13 protein-coding genes are annotated in these 15,619 nt (G+C 73.6%); 7 read left to right on the plus strand and 6 right to left on the minus strand.

Annotation, left to right across the window (positions count from 1 at the left end; translation table 11 throughout):
* Window positions 1-9: 9 nt before the first annotated feature.
* Together KDL01_RS02780 and KDL01_RS02785 are read left to right on the plus strand one after the other, a co-directional pair.
* Window positions 10-1,551, plus strand: coding sequence for an NYN domain-containing protein (locus KDL01_RS02780; protein ID WP_212526700.1), 1,542 nt, complete (start codon window positions 10-12; stop codon window positions 1,549-1,551).
* A 148-nt stretch (window positions 1,552-1,699) separates the two neighbouring features.
* The gene (locus KDL01_RS02785) at window positions 1,700-2,857 is read left to right on the plus strand and encodes a C40 family peptidase (RefSeq protein ID WP_212526701.1); all 1,158 of its coding nucleotides are present in this window, start codon (window positions 1,700-1,702) and stop codon (window positions 2,855-2,857) included.
* Here KDL01_RS02785 and KDL01_RS02790 read toward each other — a convergent pair.
* Entirely contained in the window at window positions 2,826-4,373 is a 1,548-nt protein-coding gene (locus KDL01_RS02790; protein WP_212526702.1) for a glycosyltransferase 87 family protein, read from the minus strand. The two genes, KDL01_RS02785 and KDL01_RS02790, sit on opposite strands and share 32 nt — an antisense overlap.
* A 76-nt stretch (window positions 4,374-4,449) precedes the next feature.
* Between KDL01_RS02790 and KDL01_RS02795 the strand changes: the two genes are divergently transcribed.
* Window positions 4,450-5,613 carry a glycosyltransferase family 4 protein gene (locus tag KDL01_RS02795; protein ID WP_212526703.1) on the plus strand — a complete coding sequence of 388 codons (1,164 nt, stop codon included), beginning with the start codon at window positions 4,450-4,452 and terminating at the stop codon, window positions 5,611-5,613.
* Window positions 5,614-5,706: 93 nt separating this feature from the next.
* The gene (locus KDL01_RS02800; RefSeq protein WP_212526704.1) at window positions 5,707-6,528 is read left to right on the plus strand and encodes a TrmH family RNA methyltransferase; all 822 of its coding nucleotides are present in this window, start codon (window positions 5,707-5,709) and stop codon (window positions 6,526-6,528) included.
* 15 nt (window positions 6,529-6,543) lie between these two features.
* Here KDL01_RS02800 and KDL01_RS02805 read toward each other — a convergent pair whose 3' ends face one another.
* From KDL01_RS02805 to KDL01_RS02820, 4 genes are read right to left on the minus strand one after another with little or no spacing between them, the layout of a single operon-like run.
* Window positions 6,544-7,281, minus strand: a complete 738-nt coding sequence (locus KDL01_RS02805; protein WP_212526705.1) for a ThuA domain-containing protein — start codon at window positions 7,279-7,281, stop codon at window positions 6,544-6,546.
* Window positions 7,278-8,138, minus strand: coding sequence for a sugar phosphate isomerase/epimerase family protein (locus KDL01_RS02810; RefSeq protein ID WP_212526706.1), 861 nt, complete (start codon window positions 8,136-8,138; stop codon window positions 7,278-7,280). Before KDL01_RS02810 ends, KDL01_RS02805 begins: the two co-directional genes overlap by 4 nt.
* Window positions 8,131-9,237, minus strand: coding sequence for a dihydrodipicolinate synthase family protein (locus KDL01_RS02815; RefSeq protein ID WP_212526707.1), 1,107 nt, complete (start codon window positions 9,235-9,237; stop codon window positions 8,131-8,133). Before KDL01_RS02815 ends, KDL01_RS02810 begins: the two co-directional genes overlap by 8 nt.
* Entirely contained in the window at window positions 9,237-10,403 is a 1,167-nt protein-coding gene (locus KDL01_RS02820; RefSeq protein WP_212526708.1) for a Gfo/Idh/MocA family protein, read from the minus strand. The genes KDL01_RS02815 and KDL01_RS02820 overlap by 1 nt, the downstream gene beginning before the upstream one ends.
* 137 nt (window positions 10,404-10,540) lie before the next feature.
* Between KDL01_RS02820 and KDL01_RS02825 the strand changes: the two genes are divergently transcribed.
* Window positions 10,541-11,662: a LacI family DNA-binding transcriptional regulator gene (locus tag KDL01_RS02825; protein ID WP_212526709.1), complete on the plus strand. Its 1,122-nt coding sequence runs from the start codon at window positions 10,541-10,543 to the stop codon at window positions 11,660-11,662.
* A 7-nt stretch (window positions 11,663-11,669) separates the two neighbouring features.
* Here the strand turns inward: KDL01_RS02825 and KDL01_RS02830 are convergent, their stop codons facing one another.
* Window positions 11,670-13,490: an AMP-dependent synthetase/ligase gene (locus KDL01_RS02830; protein ID WP_212526710.1), complete on the minus strand. Its 1,821-nt coding sequence runs from the start codon at window positions 13,488-13,490 to the stop codon at window positions 11,670-11,672.
* 190 nt (window positions 13,491-13,680) lie between these two features.
* Between KDL01_RS02830 and KDL01_RS02835 the strand changes: the two genes are divergently transcribed.
* Window positions 13,681-14,127 (plus strand): SRPBCC family protein, encoded by a 447-nt coding sequence (locus KDL01_RS02835; RefSeq protein ID WP_212526711.1) that lies wholly within the window; start codon window positions 13,681-13,683, stop codon window positions 14,125-14,127.
* Complete coding sequence (locus KDL01_RS02840) at window positions 14,111-15,538, plus strand: ArsA family ATPase (protein WP_212526712.1); 1,428 nt, start codon at window positions 14,111-14,113, stop codon at window positions 15,536-15,538. Before KDL01_RS02835 ends, KDL01_RS02840 begins: the two co-directional genes overlap by 17 nt.
* The last annotated feature ends 81 nt before the right edge of the window (window positions 15,539-15,619 follow it).

Consider the following 15,619-nt stretch of genomic DNA (forward strand, 5'->3'; position numbering starts at 1 on the left):
AGGCGGATGATGAGCGGCGAGGATGCCGGGGCGGACGCGCTCGGCGCGCCCGAGCCCCCCGCCGCGCCCACGCCGCCGGCGCCGCCACTGCCGCCGCACGCGCCCGAGCCCCCGGCGCCGCCGGTCTCCGTGGCGCCCGTGGCCGCCGCCGATCCCGCGCCGGACGACGCCGCCGACGACGCGGCCGCATACGCCCCGCAGGATGCGGCCGCACACCCGGCCGACGGCGCCCCCGACTCCCACGTCGACCTCGTCGCCACGCTCTCCGAGCCGGTGCGCGCCCGCGTGCTCGACTTCGCGGCGCAGGTGGCGGGCGGCCTGAGCCACGCGGCCCTGCCGGCCTCGCTGCGTCCCTTCGCCCGGTTCACCCCGGCCAAGCGGGCCAGGCTCGCGGCCACGCCGCTCGCGGCTGCGCTCGAGGCGGACGGGGTCTTCCGCGGCCGGGTGGCCGAGCGGGTGCGCGAGACGTACCCGGAGGTGGCCCAGACCCTCTTCGCCGGCCACATCCCGCCGGCCGCCGACCCGCGCGACGTCGCGGCCATCGCCTATGTGCTGCGTCCGGAGGGCTGGACGCTCCTGCTCGAGCAGGCCGAGCTCGCCGCGCGCGAGTCCGAGCGCGCGCTGGCGGACGAGCATCTGGGCGACGAGGTGGCCAGGCTCAAGGCCGAGATCGACACGCTGCGCGAACAGGCCAAGAGCGAGATCGACACGCTGAAGGCGGAGCTGACCGCCGAGCGGCGCGAGGGCGACTCGCTGCGGCGGCGCATCCGCCAGCTCGAGGCCGACATGCGCCGCGCCCAGGCCCAGGCCCGCGAGGCCCTCGCGGAGGGCGGCGTCGTGCAGAACGCCGCCGCGGTCCAGGTCGCGGCCGCCGAGGCCGAGCTGCGCCGGGTGCGGACCCGGCTGACCGAGGCCGAGGCCGCGCTCGAGTCGTCCCGCAAGGCCGGCAAGGCCAGCCGCGGCGCCGACGACCTACGGCTGCGGCTGCTGCTCGACACCATCAGCGAGGCCGCCGCGGGCCTGCAGCGCGAGCTGGCCATCGCGCCCAGCAGCGCCCGCCCGGCCGACACGGTCGAGGCCGTGCGCGCCGACGCCATCGGCGCCCACGACGTCGAGGGCCAGGCCAGGGCCGGCGACGACCCGGCGCTGCTCGATGCGATGCTGGCGCTGCCCCGCGCGCACCTGATCGTCGACGGCTACAACGTGACGAAGACCGGGTTCCCCACGCTGTCCCTGCACGAGCAGCGGATCAGGCTGCTCAAAGGCCTCGGCGGCATCGCCGCGCGCACCGGCGCGGAGATCACCTGCGTCTTCGACGGCGCCGAGCTGGCCGGCCCGGTCCCGGTGCCCCCGCACAAGGGGGTCAGGGTGCTGTTCTCCAAGGGCGGCGAGATCGCGGACGCGCTCATCCGCAGGCTCGTCGCCGCCGAGCCCCAGGGCCGGCCGCTGATCGTGGTCTCCTCCGACAAGGAGGTCGCCGACGGGGTGCGCCGCAGCGGCGCCCGCCCGGTGCCGTCCTCGATGCTGGTGCGCCGCCTCGGCCGGTCCTGACCTGCTGACGATCAGTCGGATTACTCGCCCGATCGAGCGAACGCGTTTGGCCCGCCGGTTGCGTGACCGATAGCTTGCGCTGCGTTCTACGACTGCCGTCGGGACGCGCAGGATGTGTCCCAGCCCGCTCGAGAGGGGTGACGCCGCCTTGGCGTCGCACGCGCAAGTTCCGCGACACCGCGCCGCGCACAGCGTCGTGCTGCGGCGTGGGGTCCCGGCCGCCTCGGTCACCGCGGTCGCCTGCGCCGCCATCGGCCTCGTTCCCGCCGTGGGGAACGCCGCGCCGGCGCCGGGCACGGCCACCGCGGGATTCTCGGCCGATCCCCGGCTCGCCGCCGAGCAGCACATCGCCGACCTGTATCAGCAGGCTGAGGCCCTCACCCAGCAGTACGACGCCGACCAGGAGAGCATCGGCCGGCTCCAGGCCGCGGTCGCGGCCGAGTCCGGCCAGAGCGCGGCGGCACAGAGCCTGCTCGCCCGGCTGAGCGGCGGGCTCGGTCGGCTGGCGGCCGAGCAGTACCGCGACGTCGGCGACACCTCGTCGCTGACCCTGCTGTTCGCCACCCACCCCGACCTCTATCTCCAGCGCGCCGTGCTCAACGACCGGGTGGCCGCGCTCGACGCCCAGCAGGTGCAGTCCGCGCGGGTGCTCCAGGCCCAGCTCACCTCGCTGCGCGCGCTCGGCCAGACCGAACTGGCGAACCTTCAGCAGGCGCACGCGGCGCTGGTAGAGCAGCGTGCGACGATCGAGGCCGAACTCGCCCAGGCGCGCGCCCAGCTCGACTCCCTCGGCTTCGCCGACCGGCACGTGGTCGCCGAGGCACTGGCCGAGGGGGAGGGCGGCGACGGCTTCGGCACCGCCCAGTCCGTCCACCCGCCCTCGCTCGGCGCCCTGCTCGCCGCGGTGAACACGGCCGTGGCCGGGTCCGGCGGGCAGGCGGACATCGACGCGGGCCGGGCCCAACGGGCCATCAGCGCCGCGTACGCCGAGTTGGGCAAGCCCTACGTCTGGGGCGCGGTCGGACCGTACGGCTTCGACTGTTCCGGGCTGATGCAGCACGTCTGGGCCAAGGCCGGGGTGATGCTGCCGCGGACCTCGCAGGAACAGGCCTCGATCGGCCCGCCGGTGCCGCTGAGCGGGATCCGGCCGGGAGACCTGGTGATCTACTTCGCCGGGCGCACCCACGTCGGCATGTACGTCGGGCACGGCCTGGTCATCCACGCGCCGCGGCCCGGTTCCGAGGTGCAGTTCGCCGCGCTGCGGGCCATGCCGATCAGCAAGATTGTGCGGCCGGACGGGAACTGAACCCGGTGTCCGGATCGCTCGTGCCGGGGGTCGGGCCGTTCGTCTCGACATCGACGTCGGCCTCCCGCGCGCTACTCGCCTCGGCGGCGGGCCCGGTGGCCGTTCCGGTGGCCGGCTCCGCGCCGTCGCCCGCCGGGCCCGGTGCCTCGGCCGCGGCCGGTGCGTCCGCCGCGATGCCGACGTGCGCCCGCTCCACCTCGTCCACGGCGAAATCCGGGCGATCGGCGACGTCGTCCGCCACGGCCGTCGCCGCCTGCCCCTTGGGCAGCGCATAGGTACGCCAGAGCAGATAGCCGGCCCACACCGTGGCGATCACGAGCATGGAGTTGCGGCAGGTCAGGATGATCGCCGCGGTGCTGTTGCCCTTGAGCAGCCGGGGGAACATCAGCGGGAACTCGAGCTGGGTGATCGAGATCGTGGCCATCAGCAGCCAGCACGGCCCGGCCAGCACGGTGCCTCCGCGCGGCAGCGGCGTCAGGGCAAGGCAGAGCGCGACCAGGCCGCAGATCCAGACCAGGTACTGCGGGCTGAGCACCCGGCTGGTGATGATCGAGATCAGCACCGCGACCAGGGCCGCGTCGTAGTAGACGCCCTCGCTCCAGCGCTGCGGGGTCAGCCGGGCCCGCCGGCGCCACCACAGCAGCCAGCAGAAGCCCAGCAGCGTGAGCAGTTCGCAGAACCTGGAGATCGAGCCGATGCCGGGGCCGAGGATCTCGAAGGAGCCGTAGCGGTTCTTGATCACGCCGTGGTAGCCCAGGTGGCGGGCCAACAGGAACGGCGTCGCGAGCACCGACTCGACCTCCAGGCCCCGGTCGTGCTCCTGGGACAGGAAGCCCAGCGCCCCCGGCAGGACCAGGATCAGGATGAGCGTCGGCACCGCGCCGCCGATCACGGCCCAGGTCACGGCGCGCCGCCCGCTCGGGCCCCGGGGCAGCCCGAAGACCAACGCGATCGGCCAGACCTTGACGATCGTGCCGAGCCCGATCGCCAGGCCGCGCACCCGCCAGGTCCACACCGCCGTGCGCAGCGCCACCGCGAGCCCGACCGAGGCGATCATCGTCACGGCGATGTCGTACCGGCCGAACACGATCGGGCCGAGCATGAAGATCGCTGCCACGTACACGTACGCGCCCAGGTAGTCGGCCCGCTCGTGCCCGGTCTCCTCGGCCGTGCGCCAGCAGCGGTAGAGCACCAGCAGGAACACGGTCAGGTCCGAGACCAGGGCGAGGGTGTAGAAGGCGCTGTAGTAGCTCATCCCGGTGACCGAGCGGATCAGCCGCGGCACCGCGATCACGACGCCCGCGCCGGGAGGGTACTGCCAGGTCGGGTCATGCTGCGGGAACCTGCCCTGGGCGAAGATCTGCGACCACCGGTTGTAGAGCTTGACGTCGCCGATGATGTCGCCGTGCGAGATGTACGGGACCACGCTGTAGACGAACATCATCAGCACGCCCCTGGTCCACACCCAGCACGCCGCGGGCAGCGCCGCCGAGCGCAGCCGCGCGGGAGTGAGCATGCCCCGGAGGGTCATCGTGCCGCCTGTCTCTAGGTCGGGTTCGGGCATCGCGGGGCGGATCTGAGATCGTGGTCCCATGGCCCGCACCCTCGTCGTGACCAACGACTACCCCCCGCGTCCCGGCGGTATCCAGGCATTCGTCCAAGCGATGGTGGATGGATTCACCCCTTCGGACGTGGTCGTGTACGCCTCGACCTGGCGCGGACACGTCGAGGAGTGCGCCCGGTACGACCGTGACAAGCCGTATCTGACGGTCCGTGACAAAACCACGATGATGATCCCCGACCCGGTGCGGGTACGCCGAGCGGTGGATCTCGCCAAGGCCGAGGGTTGCGACCGCGTGTGGTTCGGCGCGGCCGCCCCGCTGGCCCTGATGGCCCCGGCCCTGCGGCGCGGCGCCGGGGTGCAGCGCCTGGTCGCGACCACGCACGGGCACGAGGCCGGCTGGGCCCAGCTGCCCGTCGCCCGCCGGCTGCTGCGGCGCATCGGCGAGGGCGTGGACGTGGTCACCTATCTGACCGAGTACTACCACCGCGAGGTCGGCGACGTGCTCAGCCCCGCGGCCCGGGCGCGGATGACCCAGCTGCATCCGGGCGTCGACGTCGACGCCTTCCACCTGGGCGTGCGCAACGAGCCTGAGACGCTCGAGCTGCGCCGCGGCTTCGGCCTGGCCGACCGCCCCACCGTCGTGTGCGTCTCCCGGCTCGTGCCGCGCAAGGGCCAGGACACCTTGATCAAGGCCCTGCCACTGATCCGCAAGCTCGTCCCGGACGCCGCCCTGCTGATCGGCAGCGGCGGCCCCTACCGCGGTGAACTCGAGCGCCTCGTCAGGGAGACGGGCGTGGAGCGCGACGTGGTCTTCAGCGGCCCGGTCTCCTGGGCCGAGCTGCCCCGCCTCTACGCGGCCGGCGACGTGTTCGCGATGCCGTGCCGCACCCGCCGCGGCGGCCTCGACATCGAGGGCCTCGGCATCGTCTACCTGGAGGCGGCCGCGCTCGGCATGGCCGTGGTCGGCGGCGACTCCGGCGGCGCCCCGGACGCGGTGCTCGACGGCGAGACCGGCTACGTCGTGCCCGGCGGCGGTCCGGACGCCGTCCGCTCCACCGCCGAGCGCGTCGCCGAACTGCTCGCCGACCCGGCCAAGGCCGAGCGCATGGGCAAGGCCGGGCGCGAGTGGGTCGAGCGCGAGTGGCGCTGGCCGCTGGTGCAGCGGAAGTTCCAGGACCTGCTCGGGCTCTGAGGGGCGGGCAGCCGGGCGGCCGATCCGATCCCCGCCACTTCGGCCGAGCCCGGGGCGTCGGCCGGGATCTTCCGGCCCGATAGGCTCGTGGCCATGGAGAGGATCACGACGCGCAACGCCACCTTCCAGCAGTGGGAGGCGCTGCTCGGCAACCGGGCGAAGCGGCACCGGACCGGACGGTTCCTGGTTCAGGGGGTACGGCCGCTCACGCTCGCGCTGCGCTACCGCTGGCCGGTGGAGGCGCTGATCTTCGATCTGGACCGCCCGCTCAGCCGCTGGGCCGCCGACACCCTGCGGGCGAGCCGGGCGCCGCAGTACGGCATGGCCGGGGAGCTGATGGCCGAGCTCGGCGAGAAGGAGTCCGCGCCGCCGGAGCTTCTCGCCGTACTCGCCACGCCCCCGGACGACCTCGGCCGGATCGAGCCGCCCGTCGAGGAGGCCTTCCTCGGCCTCGTCTTCGACCGCCCGACCAGCCCGGGGAATCTGGGCTCGATCATCCGCTCCGCGGACGCCTTCGGGGCCCACGGCGTGCTCGTCTCCGGCCACGCGGCCGACCCGTACGACCCCAAGTGCGTGCGGGCGAGTACGGGCTCGCTGTTCGCGCTGCCCACGGTCCGGGTGCCCTCGAGCGCCGAGGTGCTCGACTGGGTCGCCTTCCACCGCGGGCAGGGCACGCCGATCCGCCTGGTGGGCACGGACGAGCACGGCGAGGCCGACATCGGCGAATTCGACCTCACCGGCCCGACCCTGCTGGCGATCGGCAACGAGACCAGCGGCCTGAGCCAGGCCTGGCGCGAGGCCTGCGACAGCCTGGTGCGCATCCCCATCGGGGGCGCGGCCAGCTCGCTCAACGCGGCGAACGCGGCGAGTGTGGTGCTCTACGAGGCCGCGCGCCAGCGCAGAGCCGGCCGCTGACCGGAGCCCGTCGGCTCAGAACCGCTGGGCCTGCCCGTCCTCCAGCGGCCGGGCGCCGCCGGTGCTGACGCCCAGCCAGTTCAGCGCGCCGAGCAGGTGCTGCTGGAACGGCACGTCGAGGTAGGCCTCGTCGGCGTGGCCGAGCGCGGTGTAGAAGGAGCGTCCGCCGCCGAAGTCCCGGCACCAGGCGATCGGGTGGTCCGGGCCCATCGTGCCGCCCTCGTAGCCCGCCTCGTCCACCGACAGCAGCACCCGTACGTCGGCGCGCGGATTGCGGCGGAAGGAGTACCACTCGTCCGTCCTGGCCCAGCTGGTGCCCAGATGCGCGGTGGCCGGATGCGTGTCGTCCTCGACCCGCATCACCGCCGGCTGGACGGCCGGGTGCTGGTCGAACCAGGCGCCCACCAGCTCGCCGAAGTACGGCCAGTCGTACTCCGTGGTGGACGCGCCGTGCACGCCGAGCCAGCTGCCGCCGCCGTCCATGTACGCCACCAGCGCTTCGCGGCCCTCGTCGTCGAGCACCTCGCCGCTGGTGGACAGGAACACGACCGCGTCGTAGCGCGCCAGCCGACCCTTGCGGAACGCGTGCACGCCCTCGCTCGCCTCGACCGCGAATCCGTGCTCGAGACCGAGCCGCTCGAACGCCTCGACCCCGGCCGGGATCGAATCGTGCCGGTAGCCCGTGGTCTTCGTGAAGACCAGGATCCGCGATATCTCGCCGTCCACCTCGGCTCGCCTCCGCCCATCGTTCATCCGCGAAGGGTCGTCGCCGACGCGGGTGCCTCGGCCGACGCCCGCATCAGCTGCTCATGTCGGTCTATCACGGTTCGCAGCGTCCGCTCACCCGGGGTGTCCCAGACGTCCTGGTTGAAGATCTCCACTTCGGTGAATCCGTCGTATCCGGTGGCCCGCACGGCGCGCACGAACGCCGGTATGTCGATCACACCGTCACCCACGTGCCCGCGCCCGAGCAGCGCGTCGGCCGGGATCGGGACGAGGAAGTCGCAGACCTGGAAGGCGTGGATCCGCCGCTGCGCCCCGGCCCGCTCGATCTGCCCGAACACCTGCGGATCCCACCAGATGTGGTAGGTGTCCACGCACACCCCGACGTTCTCGCAGCCGCTCCGCCGCTCGGCCTCCTCGGCGAGGTCGAGGGCCTGGCCGAGGGTCGAGACGACGGCCCGGTCGGCGCAGAACATCGGGTGCAGCGGCTCGATCGCGAGCTTGACGTTGCGCTCGCGTGCGTACGGGGCCAGAGTGGTGATCCCGTCCGCCACCGCCCGGCGCGCCGCCGTGAGATCCTTGCCACCCTGCGGCAATCCGCCCGCCACGAGAACGAGAACGTCCGTGCCGAGGGCGACGCACTCGTCCACGGCCGCCTCGTTCTCGGCCTTCCAGTCCGGCGCGGTGAAGAAGCCGCCGCGGCACAGGCTGGTCACGGTCAGGCCGGACTCGCGCAGCAGGCGCGCGGCCTCGTCCAAGCCGTGCTCCGCGACCTTGTCCCGCCACAGCCCGATGCCCGCCACACCCGCGCTCACGCAGCCTTCGACGGCCTCGGCCAGCGACCAGCCCTTCGTGGTCCACTGGTTCAGTGCCAGCCGCTCAGTCACCGGTCCCCTCCTTCTTCAATCCATTGATTCCGCCGAGCCCCAGGTCGGCCAGGCGGCGCTGCGCGAGCTGCGGGTCGGGGAAGATCCCGCCCTGCTCGGCCAGCGCGAAGAGCGTGCGCAGGTGCGCCGCGTCCCGGGCCGACTCGAATCCGCCGACCATCCGGAAGTGCTCCTGATACCCCGACAGGTACGCCAGGAACACCACCCCGGTCTTGTAGTACGGGGTCGGCGCGGCGAAGATCTGCCGCGCCAGCGGGACCAGCGGGTCGAGTACGGCGCGGAACCCGGCCACGTCGCCCGCGTCGAGGCGGGCCAGGGCCGCGGCGGCCTGGGCGGCCAGCGGGTCGAACACGCCGAGCAGCGCGTGGCTGAAGCCCTGCTCGTCGCCCGCGATCAGCTCGGGGAAGTTGAAGTCGTCGCCGGTGTAGAGCCGCACGCCCTCCGGCAGCGCCCGGCGCAGCGCGACCTCGCGGTCCGCGTCCAGCAGCGAGACCTTGATGCCCTCGATCCGGCCGGCGTGCTCGCGGATGACGCCAAGCACGGCCTCGGCCGCCTCGTCGAGGTCCGCGCTGCCCCAGTAGCCGCGCAGCGCCGGATCGAACATGTCGCCGAGCCAGTGCAGGATCACCGGCCGCTGCGCCCGGGCGAGCACCCGGGCGTAGACCGCCGCGTAGTCCTCGGCACCGCGCGCGCCGGCGGCCAGCGCGCGGCTGCACATGACCACCGGCTGCGCGCCCGCGCCCTCGACCAGGTCGAGCTGCTCCTCGTACGCGTCACCGATCTCAGTGAGCGAAAACGCCGCGCCGTCCGGCGTCGCGGGCAGCTGGTCCGTGCCGACTCCGCAGCACAGCAGCCCGCCCACCGACTCGGCCTCGGCGCCCGAACGCTTGATCAGCTCCTTGGTGGCGGCCCAGTCCAGGCCCATGCCGCGCTGGGCGGTGTCCATCGCGTCGGCCACGCCGAGGCCGAGGGACCACAGCCGGTGGCGGAACGCGAGGGTCGCGTCCCAGTCGAGCGCCGCGGGTGCGCCGGGGCGCTGGTCGGCCGCCGGATCGGCCACGACGTGCGCGGCGGCGAAGACGGTGCGGGAGGAGGCCATCAGGCGCCCCGGCCCAGCTCGGGCACGGCGATCCGGCGGCCCTCGGCGGCCGAGGCCAGGCCCAGCTCCGCCAGCTGCACGCCCTTCGCGCCGGCCCACAGGTCGTGCGCGAACGCGGCGTCCGGGCGCTCGTCGGCGACGTACTGCAGGAACCGCTCCCACTGCAGCTTGAATCCGTTGTCGAACTCGCCGTTGTCCGGCACCTGCTGCCACTGCGCGCGGAAGGGCTCGGTGTTCGGGATGTCCGGGTTCCACACCGGCTTCGGCGTGCCCGCGCGGCTCTGGAAGCGGCACTCGCGCAGCCCGGCCACGGCGCTGCCGTGGGTGCCGTCGATCTGGAACTCCACCAGCTCCTCCCGGTGCACGCGCACCGCCCAGGAGGAGTTGATCTGCGCGACGATGCCGCCGTCGAGCTCGAACACGCCGTACGCCGCGTCGTCGGCCGTGGCCTGGTACGGCTTGCCGAGTTCGTCCCAGCGCTCGGGGATGTGCGTGGCGATCTGCGCGTAGACCGAGCGCACCGGCGCGATGATGTGTTCGAGCACGTACTGCCAGTGCGGGAACATGTCGAGCACGATGCCGCCGCCGTCCGCGCTGCGGTAGTTCCAGGACGGGCGCTGGGCGCTCTGCCAGTCGCCCTCGAAGACCCAGTAGCCGAACTCGCCGCGCACCGACAGGATCCGGCCGAAGAAGCCCGCGTCGACCAGGCGCTTGAGCTTGAGCAGGCCAGGCAGGAAGAGCTTGTCCTGCACCACGCCGTGCTTGACCCCCGCCGCGTCGGCCGAGCGGGCCAGCTCGAGCGCGCCGGCCAGCGAGGACGCGGTGGGCTTCTCCACGTAGATGTGCTTGCCGGCCGCGATCGCCTGCTGCACGGCCGCCTCGCGCAGCGGTGTGAGCTGGGCGTCGAAGTAGATCTGGTTGGCCGGGTCGGCGAGCGCGGCGGACAGGTCGGTGGTGAAGTGCTCGAGCCCGTGCCGGGTCGCGAGCGCCTCGAGCTTGTCCGCGTTGCGCCCGACCAGGACCGGTTCGGGCCACAGCACCCGGCCGTCGGCCAGCTGCAGGCCGCCCTGCTCGCGCAGGGCCAGGATCGAGCGGACCAGGTGCTGCCGGTAGCCCATGCGTCCGGTCACACCGTTCATCACGATGCCGAGGGTGGTGCGGGCCATGTCGCCTTCTTTCGGGGACGCCGCGGTTCGCCGCGGATGGGGTGGGGGCGCTGATTTGGAAAGCGCTTTCCAACGGGTAGGGTAGGGGCGTGCGCGAGGAGAGGTCAAGAGCCGCCGAGGCCGAGGAATCGGGAACCGTGGCGGAGCGGGGTGCGGCGGCGCAGGTCGCGGCGCCCGGTGCGGGCGTGCCCGCGGCCGCGGCGGCCGGAGCCGCCGGGGCGGGCCGCAGCCGGCCGGTGACGGGGGCGGTGACGCTCAAGCAGGTGGCCGCGGCGGCGGAGGTGTCGCTGGCGACGGCGTCGCGGGTGCTGCACCACTCCGGCGGGCGGGAGGTGCGCGCGGCGCTGGTGGAGCGGGTGCAGACGGCGGCGGAGCGGCTCGGCTACGTCTCGAACCCGCACGCCCAGGCCCTGGCCCGGGCCCGCTCCGGCACCGTCGGACTGATCGTGCACGAGGTGACCGACCCGTACTTCGCCGCCATCGCCTCCGGCGCGATGCACGCGGCGCACGCCTCCGGCGTGATGGTCATGCTGGCCGCGACCTTCCGCGATCCCGGGCTCGAGCTCGACTATCTCAGCAGACTGCGGGCGCAGGGCGCGCGCGGGGTGCTGCTGGCCGGCAGCGGCAGCGCGGATCCGGAGGTCAACGCCCCGCTCGCCGCCGCCATCGACGCGTTCCAGCGCGAGGGCGGGCGGGTGGTGGCGATCGGCGCGAGGCCGGAGGCCGCGGTGGACGCGGTGGTGCCCGCGAACGCGGGCGGGATGCGGCTCGCGGTGCGGCATCTGGCCGAGCTGGGGCACACCAGGATCGGCGTCGTGTCAGGGCCCGGAGGTCTGCTGACGGTGCGTGAGCGGCTGTCCGGGCTGCCGGCGGACGCGCCTGAGCCGGTGCCGGTCGTCGAGGCCGACTTCACCCGCGAGGGCGGGCGCAGGGCGGCGTTCGACCTGCTGGCGCGCCATCCGGAGATCACCGCCGTGATCGCGCTCAACGACCTGATGGCCGCCGGGGTGCTCGCGGCCGCGCGCCAGGCCGGGCAGGACGTGCCGCGGCGGCTGTCGGTGGTCGGGTTCGACGACGTCCCGTTCGCGGCGGACCTGAGCCCGACGCTGACCACGGTGCGGCTGCCGCTGGAGGAGATCGGGCGCCGGGCCATGGAGCTGCTGCTGGAACAGGACGAGGCGGAGCCGGACGACCCGCCGCGCACGATCCCGGTGGAGGCCGAGCTCGTGCGGCGGGGGTCGACCGCGCCGCCGGTCTGACGGCGCCTCAGCGCGCGTACATCGCCTCGATCTTCGCCGCGTACTCGGCCGTGAGCACGTGCCGGCGGATGGACTGCTTCGGGGTCAGCTGCCCGGCGTCGATGCTCCACTCCACCGGGAGCACCTCGAACTTGCGGATCGACTCGGCCTTGGAGACCGCCTTGTTGGCGTCGTCGACTGCGGCCTGGATGTCGGCGAGCAGGTCCGCGTCCTTGACCAGGGCCTCGAGCGAGGTGTCGGCCGGCTTGCCGTGCTGGGAGAGCCAGTGCGGCAGCGACTCGGGGTCGAGCGTGATCAGGGCGCTGATGTACGGCTTGGCGTCGCCGATGACCATGGACTGGGCGACCAGCGGGTGCGCGTTGATCCGGTCCTCGAGCACGGCCGGGGCCACGTTCTTGCCGCCGGAGGTGACCAGCAGCTCCTTCTTGCGGCCGGTGATCCGCAGGTAGCCCTGCGCGTCGAGCTCGCCGAGGTCGCCGGTGCGGAAGAACCCGTCGGCGGTCATGACCTCCTGGGTCGCCGCGTCGTTGTGCCAGTAGCCGGCGAAGACCATCTTGCCCTTGGCCTCGATCTCGCCGTCCTCGGCGATCCGGATCGTGGTGCCGGGCACCGGCAGGCCCACGGTGCCGGGCTTGATCGCCTCGATCGGGTTGACCGCGATGGCCGGGGAGGTCTCGGTCAGGCCGTAGCCCTCGCACACGGTCAGGCCGATGCCGCCGAAGAAGTAGGTCAGCCGCTCCCCGAGCGGCGCGCCGCCGGAGATGGTGTGGGTGGTGCGCCCGCCCAGGGCGGCGCGCAGCTTGGTGTAGACGAGGCGGTCGAACACCTTGTGCTTGAGGTTGAGCGCGAGCGGGACCTTGCCGTCCCCCTTCGCCCTGGCCTCGGCCCAGGCGATGGCGGTGGCCGCTGCGGCGTCGAAGATCTTGCCCTTGCCCTCGGCGTGCGCCTTCTGGCTGGCCGAGTTGTAGACCTTCTCCAGCACCCGGGGGATGGTCAGCAGGAAGGTCGGGCGGAAGCTGGCGAGCTCGGGCAGCAGCTGCTTGGTGTCGCCGCAGTGCGCGAGCTTGGCCCGGGACATCAGCGTGCCGATGTGGATGATCCGGGCGAACACGTGCGCGAGCGGGAGGAACAGCAGCGTGCTGGCGTCCTCGCCGCGGAACATCCGGGTCAGCACCGCCACCGCGTTGCCCGCCTCGAACAGCAGGTTCTCGTGGGTGAGCACGCAGCCCTTGGGGCGGCCGGTGGTGCCCGAGGTGTAGATGATGGTGGCCACCGACTCGGGCACGAGGGTGGCGCGGCGCTCCTCGAGCACCGCGTCGGCCACGTCCGTGCCCGCCTGCGCCAGGAGCGCCAGCGCGCCCGCGCCGTCGGTGCCGGCCGGGTCGATCTGCCAGATGTGCTTGAGCGTGCCCGCCTGGTCGCGCACCGCCTCCACCGCGGCGGTGTTCGCGGGCAGCTCGGTGAACACCGCGCTGGCGCCGGAGTCCGCGAGGATCCAGGCGACCTGCTCGGCCGAGGAGGTCTCGTAGATGGGCACCGGGATCGCCCCGGCCTCCCAGATGGCGAAGTCGAGCAGGGACCACTCGTAACTGGTGCGCGACATGATCGCGACCCGGTCGCCGGCCGCGACGCCGAGCCCCACCAGGCCCTTGGCCGCGCTGAGCACCTCGGTCAGGAACTGCGCGTACGTGACGTCGACCCAGCTGCCGTCGACCTTGCGGGCCAGACCGGCGTGCTGGGGCAGTTCCGCGGCGTTCCTGTGGACCAGGTCGGTCAGGTTCGCCCTCTCGGGCACCCGGTACAGCGGTTCGACGGTGAACTCGCGCACGTGCAGGCTCCTCGCGCTGAAGAATTCGGGGGCGGGACGCGGAAAATCCCCGCGTCACGAAGGTACAACTTATTACCGGCCGGTAGCCAGAGTGTGTGAGGAAGATTTCCGGGCCACTGTCCGGCCCTGGCACCGGAGCGACACGATACTCTGAGGAGGCTGGACGAACGACGCGTTGGGAAGGGAACCGATGGCGGACCGCACCCGGGCCTCGATCGAGATCGGCGCATCCGCCGACGCGGTCATGGCCGTGATCGCGGACCTGCCCGCCTACCCGGAGTGGACGGGGGAGGTCAAGCAGGTCGACGTCCTCGAGGCGGAGCCGGAAACCGGCCGGGCCAGGCGCGCGCTGCTGGTCATCGACGGCGGCGCGCTGCGGGACCGGCAGGAGCTCGCCTACACCTACGACGGGGCCACGGCGGTGCGCTGGAGCCTGGTCAAGGGCGACATGCTGCGCGCGCTCGAGGGCGCCTACACACTCACCCCGTCCGCCGACGGGGCGGGCACCACCGTCGAGTACACCCTGGCCGTCGACACGAAGATCCCCCTGCTCGGCTTGATGAAGTCGAAGATGGAGAAGGTCATCATCGACCGGGCCCTGGCCGGTTTGAAGAAGCGCGTTGAGTCCCTCCGATAACCGCGCCCCCGACTCCGCGGCGGCCCCCGCGCCCCCGGCCGACGCCCAGGGGCACCCCGCGCGCGTGACGAACCTGGTCCTTTTCACCGGCAAGGGCGGCAGCGGCGTGACCACGCTGGCCGCCGCCACCGCCGCGCACGGCGCCCAGCGCGGTATGCGGACCCTGCTGCTCTCGCTGGGCTCGCTCGGCTCGGACGGCGACGGCGTGGACCTCTCCACCGTGCTCGACCACCCGGTCGGTCCGGTGCCCACCCAGGTCGACGGGCTGCTCTACGCCCAGGCCTTCGCCCCGCAGGCGGCCTTCGAGCAGTGGTATGCCGTGGCCGTGGCCAAGGTGCGCTCGCTGGTGGAGACGATCGGGCTGACCCCGCCGGACGCCGCCGAGCTGCTCGCCCCGCCCGGGGCCGGGGAGCCGTTGGCGCTGGCCGAGATCGCGGCCGCGGTGGACGGCGGCGCCTGGGACCTCGTGGTGGTCGACGGACCGCCGCTCGGCCAGGCGGTGCGGCTGCTGACGCTGCCGGTGGCCGCCCGCGACTGGCTCTCGCGCACCAGGCCGGTGCAGACGCAGGCCGCGCGGGCCCTGCGCCCCATGCTCGCCACCTTCGCCGGCCTGCCGCTGCCGCAGACCGCGCTGGTGGATCTGACGGAGTGGATGGCGCGGGAGTGCGCCGCCGTCCAGGAGGTGTTGGCGCATCAGCTCAGCTCGGTGCGCCTGGTGGCCACGCCCGACATCGTCGGCCTTGACCGGCTGCGCGCGGCCCGCTGCGCCCTGGCCCTTTTCGGACTGCGCCTCGACGCGCTGATGGTCAACCGCAAGGTGCTCGAGGCACCCCGGGACAGCTGGTCGCGCGGCTGGGTCGCGGCCCAGCAGATCGCCGCGGACCAGCTGGCCGAGGTCTTCGGCGGCGTGGCCCGGCACGAGGTGCCCTACCGTCCGTGCGAGCCGCTCGGGCTCGAGGAGCTCGCCGTGGTCGCGGCCGCCGCGTACGGCGAGGCCGACGGGCTCGGCGCGCCCGGGCACCCGCCGGAGCCCGCGGTGGCCAAGAACGGGGACGGATACGTCCTGAGCGTGCCGCTGCCGGGCGCGGACCGCCGCGCCATGGGGCTGCTGCGCCGGGACGAGGAGATCGTGCTCACGGTCGGCCCGTACCGGCGCACGCTGCGGCTCGAACCGGTGCTGCGCCGCTGCCGGATCGCCGGCGCGGTGCTGCGCAATCAGGCCCTGGAGATCCGCTTCGTGCCCGATCCGCAGCAGTGGCCGGCCCCCGCGGGCGAGCCCGCGTCCGGGTCGGCGTCCGGATCCGGAGCCGGGTTCGGCCCCGGCGCCCCCGCGCCCGGCGCGTCCGGTGACGGGCCCGCGGCCGATTCCGAGGGTCCGTCACCGGCGGCTTCCCCGGCGGCCTCGCCCTAGCGGGCATGGCCCGTGCCGACGCAGGGCACGGATAGAGCACGAGGAAGCGCATACCGAATGCCCGCAGGATCCACGCAGTGA

Source organism: Actinospica durhamensis, assembly GCF_018139695.1.
Lineage (GTDB): Bacteria > Actinomycetota > Actinomycetes > Streptomycetales > Catenulisporaceae > Actinospica > Actinospica durhamensis.